Source organism: Paenarthrobacter nicotinovorans, assembly GCF_021919345.1.
GTDB classification, from domain to species: Bacteria; Actinomycetota; Actinomycetes; order Actinomycetales; family Micrococcaceae; genus Arthrobacter; species Arthrobacter nicotinovorans.
This window is the reverse complement of the sequence record NZ_CP089293.1, coordinates 806,619-825,307: the sequence shown is the minus strand read 5'-3', so window position 1 is coordinate 825,307 and position 18,689 is coordinate 806,619. Positions and strand designations below refer to the sequence as shown.

At 64.3% G+C, this 18,689-nt stretch carries 20 protein-coding genes; 6 read left to right on the top strand and 14 right to left on the bottom strand.

Translation table 11 applies throughout. The features are described from left to right. Nucleotides 1–35: 35 nt before the first annotated feature. The 3 genes from JMY29_RS04015 to glgX are packed head-to-tail and all read right to left on the bottom strand — an operon-like array spanning nucleotide 36 to nucleotide 3,061. Nucleotides 36–395 (bottom strand): barstar family protein, encoded by a 360-nt coding sequence (locus tag JMY29_RS04015; RefSeq protein WP_189076101.1) that lies wholly within the window; start codon nucleotides 393–395, stop codon nucleotides 36–38. 21 nt (nucleotides 396–416) lie between these two features. Further along, the gene (locus tag JMY29_RS04010; protein ID WP_189076102.1) at nucleotides 417–920 is read right to left on the bottom strand and encodes a ribonuclease domain-containing protein; all 504 of its coding nucleotides are present in this window, start codon (nucleotides 918–920) and stop codon (nucleotides 417–419) included. 26 nt (nucleotides 921–946) lie between these two features. Further along, nucleotides 947–3,061, bottom strand: coding sequence for a glycogen debranching protein GlgX (gene glgX / locus JMY29_RS04005; protein WP_189076103.1), 2,115 nt, complete (start codon nucleotides 3,059–3,061; stop codon nucleotides 947–949). A gap of 120 nt (nucleotides 3,062–3,181) precedes the next feature. On the opposite strand from glgX, the gene JMY29_RS04000 reads away from it, so the two are divergent. Beyond that, entirely contained in the window at nucleotides 3,182–3,991 is an 810-nt protein-coding gene (locus JMY29_RS04000; RefSeq protein ID WP_189076104.1) for a carbon-nitrogen hydrolase family protein, read from the top strand. Between the two features lie 789 nt (nucleotides 3,992–4,780). Here JMY29_RS04000 and rlmB read toward each other — a convergent pair. The 6 genes from rlmB to JMY29_RS03970 all read right to left on the bottom strand — a co-directional run bounded on the left by rlmB (nucleotide 4,781) and on the right by JMY29_RS03970 (nucleotide 9,606). After that, complete coding sequence (gene rlmB, locus JMY29_RS03995; RefSeq protein ID WP_018777891.1) at nucleotides 4,781–5,770, bottom strand: 23S rRNA (guanosine(2251)-2'-O)-methyltransferase RlmB; 990 nt, start codon at nucleotides 5,768–5,770, stop codon at nucleotides 4,781–4,783. Between the two features lie 80 nt (nucleotides 5,771–5,850). Continuing rightward, complete coding sequence (gene cysS / locus JMY29_RS03990) at nucleotides 5,851–7,317, bottom strand: cysteine--tRNA ligase (protein ID WP_064722654.1); 1,467 nt, start codon at nucleotides 7,315–7,317, stop codon at nucleotides 5,851–5,853. Between the two features lie 35 nt (nucleotides 7,318–7,352). Next, nucleotides 7,353–7,709: a hypothetical protein gene (locus tag JMY29_RS03985; RefSeq protein ID WP_189076105.1), complete on the bottom strand. Its 357-nt coding sequence runs from the start codon at nucleotides 7,707–7,709 to the stop codon at nucleotides 7,353–7,355. Then, on the bottom strand, nucleotides 7,702–8,241 hold the full coding sequence (gene ispF, locus JMY29_RS03980; protein WP_064722672.1) for a 2-C-methyl-D-erythritol 2,4-cyclodiphosphate synthase: 540 nt from the start codon (nucleotides 8,239–8,241) through the stop codon (nucleotides 7,702–7,704). The genes JMY29_RS03985 and ispF overlap by 8 nt, the downstream gene beginning before the upstream one ends. A gap of 14 nt (nucleotides 8,242–8,255) precedes the next feature. After that, on the bottom strand, nucleotides 8,256–9,038 hold the full coding sequence (gene ispD, locus JMY29_RS03975; RefSeq protein WP_055973335.1) for a 2-C-methyl-D-erythritol 4-phosphate cytidylyltransferase: 783 nt from the start codon (nucleotides 9,036–9,038) through the stop codon (nucleotides 8,256–8,258). Nucleotides 9,039–9,123: 85 nt separating this feature from the next. Continuing rightward, the gene (locus JMY29_RS03970) at nucleotides 9,124–9,606 is read right to left on the bottom strand and encodes a CarD family transcriptional regulator (protein ID WP_011690592.1); all 483 of its coding nucleotides are present in this window, start codon (nucleotides 9,604–9,606) and stop codon (nucleotides 9,124–9,126) included. 291 nt (nucleotides 9,607–9,897) lie between these two features. Here JMY29_RS03970 and JMY29_RS03965 point away from each other — a divergent pair, with 291 nt between their 5' ends. After that, nucleotides 9,898–10,476: a hypothetical protein gene (locus tag JMY29_RS03965; RefSeq protein WP_018777897.1), complete on the top strand. Its 579-nt coding sequence runs from the start codon at nucleotides 9,898–9,900 to the stop codon at nucleotides 10,474–10,476. Between the two features lie 143 nt (nucleotides 10,477–10,619). Here the strand turns inward: JMY29_RS03965 and JMY29_RS03960 are convergent, their stop codons facing one another. Both JMY29_RS03960 and JMY29_RS03955 read right to left on the bottom strand, forming a co-directional pair. Next, nucleotides 10,620–11,300 (bottom strand): response regulator transcription factor, encoded by a 681-nt coding sequence (locus tag JMY29_RS03960; protein WP_020608526.1) that lies wholly within the window; start codon nucleotides 11,298–11,300, stop codon nucleotides 10,620–10,622. Next, nucleotides 11,297–12,580 carry a sensor histidine kinase gene (locus JMY29_RS03955; protein ID WP_229778629.1) on the bottom strand — a complete coding sequence of 428 codons (1,284 nt, stop codon included), beginning with the start codon at nucleotides 12,578–12,580 and terminating at the stop codon, nucleotides 11,297–11,299. The genes JMY29_RS03960 and JMY29_RS03955 overlap by 4 nt, the downstream gene beginning before the upstream one ends. 199 nt (nucleotides 12,581–12,779) lie before the next feature. Between JMY29_RS03955 and phoU the strand changes: the two genes are divergently transcribed. Further along, the gene (phoU, locus tag JMY29_RS03950; RefSeq protein ID WP_018777899.1) at nucleotides 12,780–13,433 is read left to right on the top strand and encodes a phosphate signaling complex protein PhoU; all 654 of its coding nucleotides are present in this window, start codon (nucleotides 12,780–12,782) and stop codon (nucleotides 13,431–13,433) included. A gap of 87 nt (nucleotides 13,434–13,520) precedes the next feature. On the opposite strand, the gene JMY29_RS03945 is transcribed toward phoU, so the two are convergent. After that, nucleotides 13,521–14,267: a phosphoglyceromutase gene (locus tag JMY29_RS03945; RefSeq protein WP_189076106.1), complete on the bottom strand. Its 747-nt coding sequence runs from the start codon at nucleotides 14,265–14,267 to the stop codon at nucleotides 13,521–13,523. A gap of 131 nt (nucleotides 14,268–14,398) precedes the next feature. On the opposite strand from JMY29_RS03945, the gene JMY29_RS03940 reads away from it, so the two are divergent. Further along, nucleotides 14,399–15,238: a hypothetical protein gene (locus tag JMY29_RS03940; protein WP_018777901.1), complete on the top strand. Its 840-nt coding sequence runs from the start codon at nucleotides 14,399–14,401 to the stop codon at nucleotides 15,236–15,238. 17 nt (nucleotides 15,239–15,255) lie between these two features. Here JMY29_RS03940 and JMY29_RS03935 read toward each other — a convergent pair whose 3' ends face one another. Together JMY29_RS03935 and JMY29_RS03930 are read right to left on the bottom strand one after the other, a co-directional pair. Next, nucleotides 15,256–15,597, bottom strand: coding sequence for a DUF2516 family protein (locus tag JMY29_RS03935; protein ID WP_018777902.1), 342 nt, complete (start codon nucleotides 15,595–15,597; stop codon nucleotides 15,256–15,258). Nucleotides 15,598–15,607: 10 nt separating this feature from the next. After that, the gene (locus tag JMY29_RS03930; RefSeq protein ID WP_039239823.1) at nucleotides 15,608–16,792 is read right to left on the bottom strand and encodes a trans-sulfuration enzyme family protein; all 1,185 of its coding nucleotides are present in this window, start codon (nucleotides 16,790–16,792) and stop codon (nucleotides 15,608–15,610) included. Between the two features lie 83 nt (nucleotides 16,793–16,875). On the opposite strand from JMY29_RS03930, the gene tmk reads away from it, so the two are divergent. Both tmk and JMY29_RS03920 read left to right on the top strand, forming a co-directional pair. Continuing rightward, on the top strand, nucleotides 16,876–17,535 hold the full coding sequence (tmk, locus tag JMY29_RS03925) for a dTMP kinase (RefSeq protein WP_039239777.1): 660 nt from the start codon (nucleotides 16,876–16,878) through the stop codon (nucleotides 17,533–17,535). Beyond that, on the top strand, nucleotides 17,532–18,683 hold the full coding sequence (locus JMY29_RS03920; RefSeq protein ID WP_055973292.1) for a DNA polymerase III subunit delta': 1,152 nt from the start codon (nucleotides 17,532–17,534) through the stop codon (nucleotides 18,681–18,683). The genes tmk and JMY29_RS03920 overlap by 4 nt, the downstream gene beginning before the upstream one ends. Nucleotides 18,684–18,689: the final 6 nt, after the last annotated feature.

Here is an 18,689-nt window from a genome sequence, read left to right as displayed (position 1 = left end):
CAGTGGGGCCCGCAGGACCCGGGCGGGTTCGCGGGTTAGTTTTCGAACACCGCAATGACTGCCAGGTCGCGGCCGGCGTAGCGCTCTGCGTCTTGCAGGATCTCGCAGACGACACCGAAGGAGCGATCCGTGCGGTATGCCGCGGGGACCTGCCAGATCATCGTGACGGGGCTGCCGTCGTCCTCCGACAGGGCATCCGCGTAGTCGTGGAGGGAATCGTTCAGGGCATCCAGGTTCACGCCGTAGTACTCGGGGAAATCCAGGACCTGGCCGAAGACCTCAAGGACTGTCTGCTTGGTGGTTGCGGGTGGGACCAGTACAGTCCTGCGGCCTGCGTCGGATAGCTGCTCCTGCAGTTCCTCCATGGTCCAGGTGTCGGCTGAGTAGATCTTCATGGGCTCCTCTGTTGTCTTCGACTATTTGTCCTCGACGATGAACTTGAACGACTCGTAATGATCCGGCGTGTAGTACTTCGCAGCGTCCTTGCCAACAATGATCCGCCGTGCGCCGCGATCCGACTCTCCCGGGGTGGGCACGGTGTACTCCTTGTAAAAGCCGCCGGACTTCTTGGGCAGCAGGCCCTCGAAATTGCCGAAGTTCACGCCGTCCCGGTCGTAGGGATACGGGCCGCCTTTGGCGATGAGGGCCAGGGTTTGGCGGGCTTCCTTCGGCAGTTGGGAGGCATTGATCGACGGCAGGCCCGACGGGTTCTCCACAGCTGCCGCCGCCGTCGTCCGGCCTGGCACGGCGGCGGGTGAGGTCGGCACCAAGCCTGCGGACGGCGTCGTGGTTTGGACGCCTCCCCCTGGTGTGGAAGAGGGCGCCGTCAGCGCGCCTCCGCCCACCATCGCGACCACCAGCACGACGACGGCGATCACCAAACCCGCGAATGCCACGAGTTTGCTGCGGCTGCGGTTCATGCGGAGTTCTCCTGTGTGGTTGGTGCCTACGTGCGGTAAATGTTGATCGTATTGGCTTGCAGGATATCCCGCTCCCCGGAGGCAACCAACGCGCCCTTCCGGCGGTCGTGCAGCACCGACGTGGTGAACCGGAGTTCGAACATGCGCTTGCCGATCCCTGTTTCACTCAGGATCTCCGGAAGCACCATCTTCACGTCCTGGTTGCTGCCGTTCACCACGATCAGGCCACGGATTTCGCTGTCCTCGTGACCCATCAACAGCTGGACCGCACGAACGCCCGGATCGTTCCACCGTGCCGGTGTCATCCGCTTGCCCTTGTCATCAAACCACTGAAGGCTTGAATCGTTGGCCTGGCCCGGAAAGCTCTCGGGCTGGTGCCGAAGGAACCAGCGGCGGAGCCTGACAAGCTCCCGGGTGGTCCGGAACATGGCGTTGGCTTCCTGCGTGCGGCTCCAGTCAAGCCATGCCGTCGGGTTGTCCTGGCAGTAGGCATTGTTGTTGCCCTGCTGGGTGCGGCCGAGTTCGTCGCCGGCAGTGATCATGGGCACGCCGATGGAAATCAGCAGCGTGGCCATCAAATTCCGGATGGACAACGCCCGCGCCGCCACAATGGCCTCGTTCTCGCTGCGGCCTTCCACGCCGTGGTTGTAGCTGCGGTTGTCGCCGTGACCATCACGGTTCTGCTCACCGTTGGCCTCGTTGTGCTTGCGGTCGTAACTGACAAGGTCCTTAAGGGTGAAGCCGTCGTGCGCCGTGATGAAGTTCACCGACGCCAGCCGGGTGCGGCCAGAGGACGCAAAGAGGTTCGCGGAACCGGCCATCAGCTCAGCCAACGACGCCACCGACCCTCCTTGGCCACCGGCTTCGATGGCCGCGCGGTCCGAAAGCCAGAAGCTGCGGACGCCATCCCGGAAATGGTCATTCCAGTCCGACCATCCCTGCGGGAACCGGCCCGTCTGCCAGCCGCCGTAGCCCACGTCCCAAGGCTCGGAGATGAGTTTGACTGCCGACAACACCGGATCCTCGGCGATGGCCTGCAGGAAGGGGTGCTGGGGATCGAAGGTGTTTCCGGCGTCACGGCAAAAGGTCACTGCGAGGTCGAAGCGGAATCCGTCCACGTGGAACTCGTTGACCCAATAACGCAACGAGTCCAGCGCGAGGTCCACCACTACGGGGTCGCTGAAATCCAAGGTGTTGCCGCATCCAGTGGTGTCCAGGTAACGGCCATGCGCGTCATGACGGTAGTAGCGTTTCTCCCCGAGTCCCCGGAAGCTCAGCGCCGGCCCGTCAGGACCGGCCTCGGCAGTGTGGTTATAGACCACGTCCAGGATGACTTCGATCCCGGCCGCGTGCAGGAGCTTGACCATGCCCTTGAGTTCGTCCTGCACAGCGTGGGGACCTGCGTTGCGGGCAGCTTCCGTGGCGTAGTCCGAATGCGGGGCGAAAAAGGCCGCGGTGTTGTAACCCCAGTAATTGGTCATGCCGAGGTCCTGGAGGTGCGATTCATCCAAGTGGAAATGGATGGGCAGCAGCTGCACGGCGGTAATGCCCAGCTCGGTGAGGTGCTGGATCATCACAGGGTGCGCCATCCCGGCATACGTGCCGCGGAGGTGCTCGGGAATTTCCGGGTGAAGCATCGTCTGGCCGCGGACGTGGGCCTCATAAATGACCGAAGTCCGCATGGGGGTCCGGGGCGGTTTGTCCTCACCCCAGTCAAAGCCGGTGTCCACGTGGACACTCGTCAGGAACTCGCCATGCTGATCCACGGCGCGACCGTAGGGATCGAGCAGGAGCCTCTGTCCGCCGTCGTCATCCGGGTCCAGCGCCGGAACCGACATGGGCAGCACGTCTTCCAAGGGCGCCGCGCGGAAACCATAGCGCGTGCCCGGAGGGAAGCCGCCCACCAGCCCGAAATGCACGTCGTCTTCGATGTTGGGAAGTATCCGGGCGCGCCACGGTTCGCCCGGCGCTTGGAACACGATCTCCACCCGTTCCAGGTCCGGCGCGAAGACTGCGACGTTTACTTCCTGGTTTTGCGTTCTCTCCGCATCCGTAAGACCGGGCTGGGGCGTGCTCAGTCCGAGGGGTCGTGGCCGCGACGCGTCGACGGCAGCTGTTGTGTCAAAGATAGGCATAACCATTGAAGGCAAGTTTAGTTCCACGCCCGGTATGTGCAGTGCCCGCAGCCCATATGACGACGTTCGAGGCAGCGATTTTGTGTTCCTTGGCATACTGGGAGGCAGAGAAGTGGAGGTTCTATCGTGCGCGTGGCACTCGCCCAAGTCATCTCAGGCCGCGACCTGGCCGAAAACCTGCGTCTCCTGGAGGAGTACGCGCGGCGTGCCAAGGATGGTGGGGCCGGCCTGGTGGTCTTCCCCGAGGCGATGATGCGCGCGTTCGGCAATTCACTGTTGGACATCGCGGAACCGCTGGACGGTCCCTGGGCAGGCCGTGTTCGTGCCATCGCCGAGGAGCTGCAGCTGGTCATCGTGGCGGGCATGTTCACGCCCGGCGCTGCTGCGGAGTCCGGGGCGCCGCGTGTGCGCAACACCCTTCTCGCCACCGGGCCCGGCGTCGACGCCAGCTACGACAAGATCCACCTTTTCGATGCGTTCGGCTTCGCTGAATCGGACACCGTTGAGGCCGGTACAGAACCCGTGACGTTCGACGCCGGCGGCCTCACCTTTGGTTTGGCCACCTGCTACGACATCCGATTCCCCGCCCTGTTCACTGCCAACGCCCAGCGCGGTGCCGTGGTGAACATCGTTTCGGCGTCCTGGGGAGCTGGTCCGGGGAAGGCCGATCAGTGGCAGCTCCTGGCACGTGCCCGCGCAGTGGACACCACTACGTTCGTCCTCGCCTGCGGCCAGGGTGATCCAGCCACTCAGGGAATTGAAGCCAAGGGTGCCGCCCCCACGGGAGTCGGGTACTCCGCCGTCGTGTCCCCCTTCGGCCAGGTTCTGGAAGCCCTCGAAGGTGAGCCGGGCCTGATCTTCGCCGACCTCGATGCCGCAGTCGTGGACGACGCCCGGCAGAAGCTCCCCGTCCTGGCCAACCGCCGCGACTTCTGACCCTCGCTCACATCCCTAAGGCTTCCCGCCGACCCTCCCTCACATCCGCCGTGCTTCACATCGACACTCACTCACATCCCCCGTGCTTCACATCGACGCTCCCTCACATCCCCCGTGCTTCACATCGACGCTCACTCACATCCCTAAGGCTTCCCGCCGACGCTCGCTCACTTTCCGCGTGCTTCCCGCCAACCCTCCCTCAACTTTTGGCTGTGGGGCCAATGCTGCCTTTGGTCTATTCGCGGTCAGGAATCGAACCGCTAAAAGGCAGGACGCCAGGCGGTCTACGTCCGAGCGATTGGCGCTCAGGCGGGTGGACCAACCGAGGCCGCTGTCGCCGTCGTGATTCCAGAGCGGCCTAAAGGGTGAGAACGTGAGCAAGCGACCGGCCCAAACAAGCGGGACGTGAGCAAGCGACCGGCCCAAACAAGCGGGACGTGAGCAAGCGACCGGCCCAAACAAGCGGGACGTGAGCAAGCATCAGGCTCAAGCACGCGGAACGTGAGCAAGCATCAGGCTCAAGCACGCGGAACGTGAGCAAGCATCAGGCTCAAGCACGCGGAACATGAGCAAGCATCAGGCTCAAGCACGCGGAACATGAGCAAGCATCAGGCTCAAGCACGCGGAACATGAGCAAGCGACCGACCCAAACACGCGGAACGTGAGCAAGCATCAGGCTCAAGCACGCGGAACGTGAGCAAGCGACCGGCCCAAGCACGCGGAACGTGAGGAAGCATCGGGCATGCGAAAGGCGGCGGTCGCGTCTGCGACCACCGCCTTGGGCACTGCTTACTGGGCGGAGCGTTGCCTCGACACTTCGTACAGCGAGATGCCGACGGCCATGGATGCGTTGAGAGACTCCATGGCGGAGTCGATCGGGATGGAGACGATCTGGTCGCAGTTTTCGCGCACGAGCCTGCTGAGGCCCTTGCCTTCGGAACCAACCACGATGCAGACCGGTTCGGTGGCGACCGTGAGGTCGGGCAGCGAGACGTCGCCGTCGCCGTCCAGTCCCAGGACGTAGATGCCCATGTTCTTGAACTGCTTGAGCGCGTTGTTGAGGTTCGACGCGCGGGCCACCGGTACGCGGACAGCGGCACCAGCGCTGGTCTTCCATGCGGACGCGGTGACGCCCACGGAACGACGCTCGGGTACGATCACGCCGTGCCCGCTGAACGCGGAGACGGAGCGGATGATGGCGCCGAGGTTGCGGGGATCGGTAATGCCGTCCAAAGCCACGAAGATCGGCGCATTGGAAATGTGCCCCTTCTTCCACTTGGCGAGGGTCTGCTCGGCGAGGTCGTAGGCGTCCTCGTATTCGTACGGCGGGATCTGCAGCACGAGTCCTTGGTGGACGGCGTCCTCGGTCATGCGGTCCAGCTCGGGCTTGCCGGTTTCCAGCAGCGGGATGCCGCGCTCGGCCGCGAGCTTGAGGGACTCCTTGACGCGGTCATCCATTTCAATCCGGATGGCTACGTGCAGTGCCTTGGCAGGGATGCCGGCACGCAGGGCTTCGACCACGGAGTTACGGCCGGTGACCAGTTCCTCGGTGGCGCGGCCCTTGGGGCCGGAGCGGGCGCCGGCGCCGCCCGGACGTGCCGGTCCGCGCTTGGCGGCCGAGCGCTCAGCGAGCTGCTTGTTCTTGTACGCCTTGTGGTAGGTGCGGTCCTCCGCCTTGGGTGTGGGACCCTTGCCTTCCAGAGCCTTGCGGCCATGGCCACCGGTTCCGGTGGAGGGGCCCTTCTTGTTCTTGACCGACCGGCGACCATTGTTGGCCATGAGATTCCATCCTTGATTTTGTGAGTAAGTCTGGAATCAAGTCTACTGACCCGATGCAATTCGGCCGCAGCGCCCGTTTGTCAGTCGCGTTTGAGGCTCCAGGTGGCCCCGTCCGCACCATCTTCGACGACGACGCCGGCGGCGGCGAGTGTGTCGCGAATCGCGTCGGAGGCTGCCCAGTCCTTGTTGGCCCTTGCGGCAGCGCGGGCCTGGAGCTGTGCGTCCACGAGGACCTTCAGCGCGGCATGCTCACGGCCCTGCACGGCTTCGGGTTGCTTCACTGCGTCCAGCCCCAGCACCTCGGTCATGGACAGCACGCCGTAAAGGGCCGCCTTGGCGCCGTCCAGGTCACCGCTCGCTAGGGCTGTGTTGCCCGCGCGGACGGTTTCGTGCAGCACGCCGAGGGCTTGCGGGACGTTGAGGTCGTCATCCATTGCAGCAGTGAACGCGGCGGGCATGTTGGCCTGCGGTGCCACGTCCGCGCCTGACCTGCCGGGAACTTTGGCGGACGCTTTAGAAATGAATCCGTCAATGCGTTCGACGGCGGCCGCGGCCTCCTGCAGCGACGTGGGCCGGTAATCGAGCACCGAGCGGTAGTGTGCCTGGCCGAGGTAGTAGCGGACGACCCGCGGTGAGGCGAGGTCGAGCATCTCTGCCGGGCTCACGGTGTTGCCGATGGACTTGGACATCTTTTCGCCCTCGTACGTGACCATGCCGTTGTGCATCCAGAAGTTGGCGAATTCGTCGCCGGCGGCCTGCGACTGGGCCATCTCGTTCTCGTGGTGCGGGAAGCGCAGGTCCAATCCCCCGCCGTGGATGTCGAAGCGCGCACCAAGGTACTTGGTGACCATCGCGGAGCATTCAAGGTGCCAGCCCGGACGGCCCGCACCCCACGGCGACGCCCAGCTCGCGGACTCCGGTTCGCCTTCCTTGTAGCCCTTCCACAGTGCGAAGTCGCGGGGATCGCGCTTCCGGCTGACGAACTGGGCTTCGACGTCGGGGGCGCCCTGCATGTCGTCGATGTTCTGCCGCGTCAGGGAGCCGTACTTGCTCCACGAGCGCACGTCGAAGTAGACATCGCCCGAGTCGTCCGGCGCGGGGTAGGCGTGGCCCCGGTCGATGAGTCGCTGGATGAGCGCGTGCATTTCCGGGATATGTCCGGTGGCCCGCGGCTCGTAGGTGGGGCTCTGGACGCCGAGGGATTCGTAGGCGTTCTCGAATTCCTGCTCGTAGCGGTAGGCCAGGGCCCACCATTCTTCGTTCTGCCGTGCGGAGGGTTCGGCGTCCCAGTCCGGGCCGAACGACTGGGCGGACTTGGCCAGGATCTTGTCGTCGATGTCGGTGACGTTGCGCACCACGGTGACACGGAGGCCACGGAATTCGAGCCAACGGGTCAGCTGGTCGAAGGCGATCGCGGACCGCACGTGGCCCACGTGGGGCATTCCCTGGACGGTGGCCCCGCAGTAGTACACGCTGGCCTTGCCGTCTTCGAGGGGAACGAAGTCGCGGACTTCGGCGGAAGCGGTGTCATAAAAGCGCAGGGTCACCGCTCCAGATTAGCCGATGACGCGGCGTGACCTGCCTACTTGCAGTATTCGCCGATCTTATTGAACTGCACCTTGAGTTTTTCCTGCTGCTCCTGGGTGGCCGCGCCCAGCGACGACGCTGCAGCCTTATCCATGATCACGGCCATCTCCTTGATGGGGTCGCCGATCTCCGGAGCCAGCTTGTCCGCGATCTGGTGGTAATGCTCAGCGATCTGCTTGGATTGCTGCTGCTGGTTGCCGTCCGGTTTGAAGGCGTCGTTGTTGAGGAAATCGCAGCTGGCTTTCACGTCCATCTTCGGCGTCCCGGCACAACCGCCCAGCAGGAGCGCGGCCGCCAGGGCCGCCGGCAACAGGACAGCGGAACGCACGACGCCGGCACCTGGCTTACGCATGCGGCGCCCCTTTCGCGGGCCCGCGCCCTGCGGCAGGTACCTCGTGGCCAGGCATCGGGTAGACCAATGCTGTGGCGACGGCAGAGATGCCCTCTCCACGTCCGGTGAAACCCAATCCGTCGCTGGTGGTGGCCGTGACGGTCACGGGAGCGTTGGCGGCTTCGGAGAGGACCCGCTGGGATTCTTCCCGACGCGGAGCAAACTTGGGGCGGTTGGCCACGAACTGCACAGCTACGTTGCCGATCTCGAAGCCGGCAGCACGGACAAGCCGCGCTGCCTCTCCTAGGAGTTTGACGCCAGATGCGCCGGCGTACTCGGGACGGTCCGTACCGAAGTGCGTGCCAAGATCCCCGATGCCGCTGGCGGAGAAGAGCGCATCAGCGGCTGCATGGGCGACGCAATCGCCGTCGGAATGGCCGGAGAGTCCCTGTTCGCCTTCCCAGAAGAGGCCACCCAACCAGAGCGGCTGGGGGTCGTCTTCGGGCGCGAAAGCGTGGACGTCCATCCCGATGCCGGTGCGTGGCAGGATCATGTTTTCCTGGGCCACTATCCCTCCACCCAACGAATCCCAAGGGGGCCTTCCAGGAGGCCTTCGGCGATGATGAGGTCCAGCGGCGTGGTGATCTTGAGGGATTGGCTTGCCCCGCGGACGGCGTGGACCGGGACGCCAAGAAGTTCCACCAGCATGGCGTCGTCGGTGACCGCGGCGGCTTGCTTGTCGTCAAAGAGTTCTGCGGCCTCATGTGCCCGCCGCAGGGTGGCGAGTTCGAAGCCCTGGGGGGTTTGGACGGCGCGGAGCTGTTCGCGCGGTGCCGTGCCGGTGACAACCTCGGGGGCTATGGAGGCGTCCTGGCCATCCGTTTCTGCGACGGTCTTGATGGTGTCCACCACCGGCATTGCGGGTATGACCGCCTTGGCGCCGGACGACAACGCATCGGCGACCCGCTGGAAGACCCGTTCAGGGGTGAGCGCCCGGGCCGCGTCGTGGACGAGGACGAATTCCGTTCCGTCTTCCAAGGCAGCCAGGGCAGCGCGGACGGAATCCGCGCGGGAGGAACCGCCGTCGACGACTGTGACCTCAGGGCCACCATCCACCAGGTCGACTGTGAAGTCCGCGATGGACTCGCGCAGGACGGTGTCGCCCTTGGGCACGGCTACGCAGATCTGGCGTGCGACGTCGGACGAAACAACTCCGCGCAGGGCGTGCATCAGGATGGTCTCGCCGCCCAGCGGAACCTGGGCTTTGGGCATGCCGTAGCCGAGCCGCTCACCGGAGCCGGCGGCAACCACGATCACGGCCGTGACGGCGCGCTTGGAAGGAATACTCATGGTCACCAGAGTACTGCGAGGCATCAGGGGTGATTTGTGGCAAAAAGAAACCCGGCGGCGCTTTCGCACCACCGGGGCTCAATTCTTAGGAAGCCAAGACCTCGTCAAGAACGCTTGCAGCCTTCTCTTCGTCCGTCTTCTCAGCCAGGGCCAGTTCTGAAATCAGAATCTGCCGTGCCTTGGCCAGCATTCGCTTCTCGCCTGCCGAAAGGCCGCGATCGTGATCGCGGCGCCAAAGATCGCGAACGACCTCTGCCACCTTGATGACATCGCCGGAAGCAAGCTTCTCCAGGTTCGCCTTGTAACGACGTGACCAGTTGGTAGGCTCTTCAGTGAACTCGGCGCGGAGAACGTCAAAAACGTGCTCCAAGCCTTCTTTGCCCACTACGTCCCGGACCCCAACAAGGTCAACGTTCTCTGCTGGAACTTCAATGGTCAGATCACCCTGAGCCACCTTGAGCTTGAGATACATCTTCTCTTCGCCCTTGATGGTGCGCATCTTGATTTCCTCAATTTTTGCTGCACCGTGGTGAGGGTAAACTACTGTCTCGCCGACCTCAAAAACCATGTGGACTTTCCCCTTTCCCGCAGATTAGTCTATCACGATTAAGGCATACGACTGGCACCCAAAGGCCTCCTCACCCGCGCCAATACAGGGAAACAGGCCTTAAACGGGTTCATCCAACCTCTTGACGTATTCGCCGAAAGATGCATCAGGCACCCAGTGTGAGCGGCCGGACTTCTCCACCGACTCCGCCACAAAGCCCTCCCGAATCCTTGTTTTGGACCGTTTGCCGATAGGCTATGGCTGAAAAAGTTTCCAATGACTCTAGGAGTAGGTGTCGTGCGCATTTCTGCGATGAACACTGTCCAGCGCGGCAAGCTGGCAATTGCGGCCGCTGCAATCGGCGTCGGCCTTCTGTCCGTCACCGGCTGTGGCTTCGTCAACGCCCAGCAGACTTCGCACCAGTATTCGGCTTCAGACGGGGTCAAGGCCGACCTCGGCAAGCTGCAGCTGCGCAACATGCTGATTGTTGCTTCCGGCGAAAACCAGCCTGGCCGCGTCATCGGTGCGGTCTTCAACCAGTCGAACTCCGACGCCACGCTGTCGATCAGCGGCGCCAACGGCTCCCAGACCGAGATCCCGGTCAAGGCAATGTCCGAGACTTATCTCAACGACGCTGCCGATCCCGCCATCCTCAGCAGCGCTGGAGTCATTCCCGGCGGGCTGACTCCCGTGACGATCCGCAGCGGCTCCGACTCCGCCACGATCAACGTCCCGGTGGTTGACGGCACCCTCCCCGAGTACGCCAAGTACCTCCCGAGCCCCAGCCCTTCGGCCAGCCCGAGCGGTTCGGCAACTCCCGGCGCAACGGGCACCGAGACCAGCTCGGCCACCCCGTCGGCTACCTCCACGAGCTCCGCAGCCGGCCACTAAGGGCCCCTGCCAAGAACCACACAAAAGGAAGGGTCCCGCCGCGGCGGGACCCTTCCTTTTTGCCCCCTCTGGAGTTTTTGTACAGATAACGCCCTTTAGAAGGCTTCTAAAGGGCGTTATCCGTACAAAAACTCCGCCAGGGGTTACGGCTCGAACTTGTAGCCCAGGCCGCGCACGGTCACCAGGTAGCGCGGCGCTGATGGATCCGGCTCGATCTTGCTGCGCAGGCGCTTCACGTGGACATCCAGGGTCTTGGTATCCCCCACGTAGTCGGAGCCCCACACACGGTCGATGAGCTGTCCACGCGTCAGGACGCGGCCCGAGTTCCGGAGCAGCATCTCCAGCAACTCGAATTCCTTCAAGGGCAGGGAAACCTGCTCGCCGTTGACACTGACCACATGGCGTTCGATGTCCATCCGGACAGGACCGGCCTGGACTGTGGAGGTGATGAGCTCCTCGGGCTCCCCTTGCCGGCGGAGGACCGCGCGGACACGGGCCACCAACTCGCGGGAGGAATACGGCTTGGTGACGTAGTCGTCGGCTCCGAGTTCGAGCCCCACAACTTTGTCGATCTCCGAGTCCTTGGCTGTCAGCATGATCACCGGGACGCTGGAGCGTTGGCGCAACTGGCGGCACACCTCTGTTCCCGGCGTCCCGGGCAGCTGCAGGTCGAGGAGGACGAGGTCGGCGCCGTTCCGGTCGAACTCCACCAGGGCATCGCTGCCGTTGTCCACTACCTCGACGTCGAACCCCTCTTTGCCCAAAAGATAGGACAGGGGGTCGCTGAAGGACTCTTCGTCCTCCACTATCAAAATCCGGCTCAAGCGCTGGCTCCTTGCTCTCGGGCGCCAGTGGCGCCCCCTTGGTGGTTCACGTGGTGGGGTTGCCCGGCAGCAATTCCAGGTCCGACGGCGGCACCAGCCGTTGCGGGCCCGGGCGGAAGCGCCGCCGTGGCAGCCGAAGGCGGGAGGCCGGCGTCGTCGTCCTGGCCTTCCATCTCGGGCAGTCGGATGGTGAAGGTGGAACCCTGGCCGGGCTGCGACCAGACGGTCACTTCGCCGCCGTGGTTGGAGACAACGTGCTTGACGATGCTGAGGCCAAGGCCGGTGCCGCCGGTGTGCCGCGAACGTGCTGCGTCGACGCGGTAGAAGCGTTCGAACACCCGTTCCTGGTCCTCGGGCGTCAATCCCTCGCCCTGATCCGTGACGGAGACGGCAACCACGCCTTCCCGGGTCCGGACACCCACGCCCACGCGGGTGTTTTCAGGGGAGTAACGGATGGCGTTGTCGATCAGGTTGCGCAGGGCAGTGACCAGGAGGTCGCGGTCACCGAAGACCAGGGAATCGGAGTGGCCGCCCACCACGATCTGGATGTTCTTGCTCTCGGCGGGAAGCTGCGAACGGTCCACGGCTTCGGTGATCACCGTGTTGATGTCCACAGCGTGGCCCTGCTGGGCGACGTTGGCGCCCTGGAGCCGAGAGAGTTCGATGATGTCCTGGACCAGGGCCGCCAGCCGACCGGACTCCTTGTGCATGCGCTTGGCGAAGCGGCGCACCGCTTCTTCGTCGTCGGGCGATGCTTCCAAGGCCTCGGCCAGGAGCGAGATCGCGCCGACGGGAGTTTTGAGTTCGTGGGACACGTTGGCCACGAAGTCGTTGCGGATCTCCTCGGTGCGGGTGATCTCGGTCCGGTCATCGGCCAGGAGGACGATATATTCCCAGCCGAGCATGGCGGCCCGTACCTGCACCACGATGGTGCCTTTCCCGAGCGGCCCGCGGGGAAGTTCGTATTGTTCCTCCAGGATCACACCGTCGCGGCGGACCTTGGCGGTCATGTCCAGGAGCTGCTTATGCACTACCGTGTGGCCGCGGACCAGCCCGTAGGCGTAAGCGGCGGGGCTCGCACGGACCACGCCGTCGATCGCGTCGACCACGACGAACGCACGCCCGACGACGGCAAGGACTTCCGCTGCCCCCTCAGGGAGGAGGGGCTCGGCGACGTCGAGGTCCACGATGCTGCGCTGCCGTTCGCTGATCCTGAAAGCGAGCATGCCAAAGACGCCCAGCGACAAGCCAACGAGGCCTGCAATGACACCTATGAGCAACGGATCCACGTGTCCAGCTTATGCTGTGGAATCAGGGCGGAGCATTGATCCGGCGCCAAATGCCGACGGTTCAACTAACGTTCATCTAAAGGTGCCAAACAGTTCACGGGGCCCTGACACAGTTACTGGTTGGACTGCCAATGTTTTTGAAGTCCTGTCCCTTCAGGGGGCCCGGGATTTCCAAGGAAAGGACGCCTTAGTGCGCAAGGTTTTTCAGGAGGAGCTCACCCAGGTAGGTGACGACCTCATCGAGATCTCCAAGCTGGTTCACGAAGCGATCACGAAGGCCACGACGTCCTTCGAAGGCGCCGATGTGGACCTTGCACAGGATGTCATTGCGGCAGATGCCAGGATCGATTTCCTGCAGAACAGCCTTGATGAGCGCGCCATCGACATCCTGGCATTGCAGGGTCCCGTGGCCAGCGACCTCCGCATGATCGTGGGTTCGCTCCGCATGAGCGCTTCCCTGGAGCGCATGGGCGACCTCGCCCGCCACGTGGCCCAGCTGGCCCGCTTGCGCTACCCGGCAACCGTGATTCCTGCTTCGCTGACCCAGACCTTCAAGGCCATGGCCCAGCACGACATCGACATCACCGCGAAGGTCATCGAGCTCCTCGAGACGCGCGACCTTGAAGTTGCCCGCGACATCCTCAAGATCAACATCGCCGTGGACGACCTCCACCTCAGCGTCTTCAAGGCCATTGCCTCCCCCGAATGGAACGAGAACCCCGCCACCACGGTGGATGTTGCCTTGGCCAGCCGTTACTTCGAGCGCTTCGCCGACCACGGCGTCTCGGTTGCCCGCAAGGTCACCTACCTGGTGACGGGCGAATGGCAGCCTGAGGGCTTCTAACGCACAAACCGCAGAACATACGACGGCGGCCGGTCACCTGAGGTGACCGGCCGCCGTCGTTAGTCTGGGGCGAAGAACCGCGAAGCCCTATTTTTTGCCCTGGTTCGCTACCGCGAGGATGGCCTCAGCAGCTGCGTCGGGATCCAGGTAGGTGCCACCGGGCTTGATCGGATGGAAGTCCTCATCCAGTTCGTAAACCAGCGGGATGCCGGTGGGGATGTTCAGGCCGGCGATGGCGTCGTCGCTGATGCCGTCCAGGTGCTTGACCAGGGCGCGCAGGGAGTTGCCGTGGGCCGTGACCAGAACGGTCTTGCCAGCCTTGAGGTCTTCCTTGATGTCCGATTCCCAGTAAGGGAGGAGGCGGACCAGGACGTCCTTGAGGCATTCGGTGCGGGGCAAGGCGTCGCCGAGGTCCTTGTAACGGACATCGTGCGCCTGGGAGAACTCGCTGTCATCGGACAGCGGCGGCGGCGGTGTGTCGTAGCTGCGGCGCCATTCCATGAACTGCTCTTCGCCGAATTCGGCGAGGGTCTGGGCCTTGTCCTTGCCCTGCAACGCACCGTAGTGGCGTTCGTTGAGGCGCCAGTCGCGCTTGACGGGGATCCAGCCACGGTCGGCCTTGTCCAAAGCCATGTTGGCCGTGTTGATGGCACGCTTCAGCAGGGAGGTGTAGAGGATATCCGGGAGGATGTTGTTCTCTACCAGGAGCTCCCCGCCGCGTACTGCTTCTTTGCGGCCTTGGTCGTTCAGGTCAACGTCCACCCAACCGGTGAACAGGTTCTTGGCGTTCCATTCGCTGTGGCCATGGCGCAGCAGAATCAGCTTGTAAGTCATGGTTTTCATCCTAGCCGAGGGCTCCGGTGCCCTGCCCGGCGTTACGAACAGCAACGTGGGCTCAGTCACGGCCCATCAGACGCCATCGAACGGGCCGTAAGCGACCCGGCGTTGCAGGATAAAGTGGGGCCGTGGTGCAAAAGGCGGAACGGGTGGGCTCTCCCCGCAGTCGGGGCGGCAACCCGTTACGCAAACCGATCGGCAATATTACCCGCGGCACCACCAACCCCAACCGGATGCGGCGGCTGGACCGCTGGCTGGCCGGCCCGCAGGCGTGGCGGCTGCGCACCGCCGTCGAGCCTTTGGTAGTGGACCTGGGCTACGGCGCCTCGCCGGCCACCGCCGTCGAGCTTTTCGAACGGCTGCAGGCCGTCCGGCCGGATGTACAGGTCCGTGGAATCGAAATTGAACCGGAGCGTGTCCGCAGCGCCAAGGCCCTGGAAAGACCCGGACTCAGCTTCTCGGTAGGCGGTTTCGAAGTTCCGGTGCCGGGCAATCCCGTGCTGGTCCGGGCATTCAACGTGCTCCGGCAATATGAAGAAGCGGACGTCGCCGCGATCTGGGCCCTGGTGCAGTCCCGCCTGGCGCCGAACGGACTGTTCATTGACGGCACGTGCGACGAAATCGGCCGCCGCGTCACCTGGGTGGCCCTGGATCCGGAGCGTCCGCTGAGCCTGAGTTTTTCTGTCCGGTTCGGAAGCTTCGAGCTGCCTTCCGAAGTCGCCGAGCGGCTGCCCAAGGCGCTCATTCACCGGAACGTGCCGGGTGAGCCGATCCACGCGTTCCTGCAGGCAATGGACAAGGCCTGGCTGGAGGCGGCGCCGTTGGCTTCGTTCGGCAACAGGCAGCGCTGGACCGGGATGTGCCGTTCACTGCGCGACGCCGGGTGGCCGCTTCAGGATGGTCCTTCGCGGTGGCGCCTTGGAGAAATGACGGTGGCGTGGGACGCGGTGGCGCCCGGCCAGCGCTGATACAGCAGGGGCTGGGTCTACCAGGGTCCGTACGGGCCGACGTTGCGGTTTCCGCCGCTGCCAGCCTCGCGGACTGCCGGCCGGACATCGGCGAGGTAGACGCAGGAGGCTGTGACTGCGGCGATGCCGAAGAGACCAAGGCTGCCGCCGCCGGTAAGCATCGTCAGTCCACCGATGGCGAGAGCCACGCCGGTGAGGGCCAACCAGAACGTCTTGGTCCGCTTGGAAGCGGCCACAAACAGGGTGGGTCGGTGGCGCAGGCAATCAACGAATGCCCACAGTTCCAAGGCAAGGGCCACCAGTCCCAGGATGATGTAGACCCCGGAGGTGACGTACGCGATCAAGATTTTTCCGTCCACGTCCTCCAGCCTAGCTGTCCAACGCCTTCAGTGCTTGCTCAAGGTCGGACCAGAGGTCTTCCACGTTCTCAATTCCGACGCTCAAGCGGACCAGGTTCTCCGGAACGCTCAGCGGCTCGGCGGTGTGCCGGCGTCGTCGCTCAATCAGCGACTCAACTCCGCCCAGTGATGTTGCCGGGAGCCAGAGCTGCAACGCGCGGACCAGTTCGTCAGCAGCTTCGGCACCGCTGCGTTGGTTGTCGCCGGCGATCTGGATGCACAGGACCGAGCCGAAACCCTTCATCTGGGCCTTCGCGCGCTCATGGCCCGGATCCGTGGGGAGGCCGGGGAACCGGATGGCTTCCACGCGTGGATGGGTGCTGAGCCTTTCAGCGAGCGTGGCTGCGGAGGCCTGCGAGCGCTCGATCCTCAACGCCAGGGTACGCAGGCCGCGAAGAGCCAGCCAGGCCTCGAACGGCCCGGCGATTCCGCCGTGGATGATGCGGTGGTGAAGGAGCGTGGCGCGCAGCTCAGGGTTGGACGTCACCAGAGCCCCGAGGACGACGTCCGAATGCCCGGCCAGGTATTTGGTCACCGAGTGAAGCACGACGTCGGAGCCCAGGCTGAGGGGCTGCTGCACCAGGGGCGTGGAGAAGGTATTGTCCGTGACCACGAGGGCGCCCACGGCGTGGGCGGCATCAGTGAGCGCGCGGATATCTGCGATTCCGAGCATGGGATTGGTGGGGCTTTCCAGCCACAGCAGGTCAGCTTTTTTGCCGTCCTCAGGGCTGATCAGGGCCTTCACCGCCTCCGTGTCCGTGATGTCCACGGTGCGGAGTTCCAGGAAGCCTTTCTCCGCCAGCTCCGTGGCCATGACAAGCGAACCTGCGTAGCTGTGGGACGGCATCACCACGACGCCCCCGGCGGGAACCAGGGAGAGCGCCGAACTCACTGCGGCCAGCCCGGATGCGTAAAGCAGTCCCGGCAGGGTGGCGCCTTCAAGTTTGGCCAGCGCGTCCTCGAAGGGGTCCCAGGTGGGGTTGGCGTAGCGGCCATAGCCCCGGTCGCCGTCGCCCAGGCTGCCTGTACCGAAGTATGTGGAGGACAGGACGATGGGTGGATTCACCGGTTCGTCGTGGGCGCGTTCAGGACGACCGGCAGCAACCACAACGGTTTCAGGCGACAATTCGGCGGCGTGCTGATCGGAAAGGCTCATGCTTTCAGCGTAGTCGCGGGGAATGCTGTGGATGAAAGGCATTACGCGCCTTTGCTGTCAGGGAAGCTCGGTAGGCTAGACGCGTGAGTATTCAGAGCACAGGTCTTTTCATCGCGTTCGAAGGCGGGGACGGAGCGGGCAAGTCCACACAGGCCGCCCGGCTCTCCGACGCCCTCGAATCCCGGGGGCTCACCGTACTGCGCACCCGGGAACCGGGCGGCACCCCTATTGGCGAGAAACTGCGCTCCCTTGTGCTCGACCATGGCCACGGCACCATCGATGCCCGTACCGAGGCCCTGATGTTCGCCGCTGCCCGCGCGGCCCACGCGCACCAGGTCATCCGCCCGGCTTTGGCTCAGGGAACGGTGGTCATCACGGACCGCTATGTTGATTCCTCCGTCGCCTATCAGGGTGTTGGCCGCGGCCTGGGCGCTGAAGGCGTTTTGTCCCTCAACGAATGGGCCACCGAAGGCCTCCATCCGCACCTGACGGTGCTGCTCGACGTCGATCCCGCCCATGGCCGCCGACGCCGCACCGCAGGGGACACCGCTGAGGACCGGCTGGAATCCGAGCCCGACGAGTTCCATTCAGCCATCCGCCATGCTTTCCTGGACCTGGCCGAGGCCGCACCATCGAGCTATCTGGTCCTGCCGGCCGGCGAGGAAATCGAGGCCTTGGCTGCCCGGATCCTGGAGCGCGTGGAGTCACTGTTGGGTGACCGGGTTCCCGGTTCACGCCAGTGAGCGTCTGGGACGACCTCCAGGGCCAGGCCCCGGTTGTCGCACAACTGAAGCAAGCGGCGCAGGGCGACACGGGCCTCACCCACGCGTGGCTCTTCACCGGTCCCCCCGGCTCCGGCCGTTCAAATGCGGCCAAAGCGTTCGCCGCGGCACTGAACTGTGAGCAGGATGATGTCACGCAGCGTGGCTGTGGTGTCTGCGCAGCGTGCCACACCATCCTCGGCGAGACCCACTCCGATGTGACCTTCGTGCGGACGGAAAAAGTCACCATCACCATCGATGAAGCCCGCGAGCTTGTTTCCAAGGCCGGAGACCGTCCGGCCACCGGCCGCTGGCGGATCATCGTGGTGGAGGACGCGGACCGCATGGCCGAGCGCACCACCAATGTCCTGTTGAAGGCCATCGAAGAACCGACCCCGCGCACCATCTGGATGCTGTGTGCCCCTTCGCCGGCCGACGTCCTGGTCACCATCCGTTCGCGCTGCCGTCCGGTGAGCCTGCGGCTTCCGCCGGCTGCCGACGTCGCGGACCTCTTGGTGAGGCGCGACGGCGTCGAGCGCCAGCTTGCGGAGCGGGCGGCGCGGGCGGCCCAGAGCCATATCGGCATTGCCCGCCGCCTCGCCCGCGACGCGGATGCCCGGGAGCGCCGCCTGGAGACCGTTCGGATCCCCTTGGGCCTGCGGGGAGTCACGGCCGCTGTGATGATGGCCGAGAAGCTGGTCAAGATCGCCACGGAGGAAGCCAACAGCTCCAACGATGAACGGGACGCCGCTGAGAAAATAGCGCTGCTCGCGAGTCTTGGCGCCCCCGAGTCCGGGACTCTGCCGCCCTCCATGCGCAGCCAGGTCAAGCAGCTTGAGGATGACCAGAAGCGTCGCGCCAAACGCTCCATCACGGACTCCCTGGACCGTACCCTGACGGATCTGTTGTCCTTTTACCGGGACGTACTGATCATCCAATTGGGGAACGCCGTTGAACTGGTCAACGTTGAGCTGAAGGGTGATCTGGAAGAATACGCCGGCCGTTCAACGCCCGAAACCACCCTGGCCCGGATGGACGCCATCAACAAGGCCCGGGTCCGGATTACCACCACCAACGTGGCGCCGCTGTTGGCGGTCGAGTCCATGGCAACCAGCCTCATCCAGCAATAGGAGAAC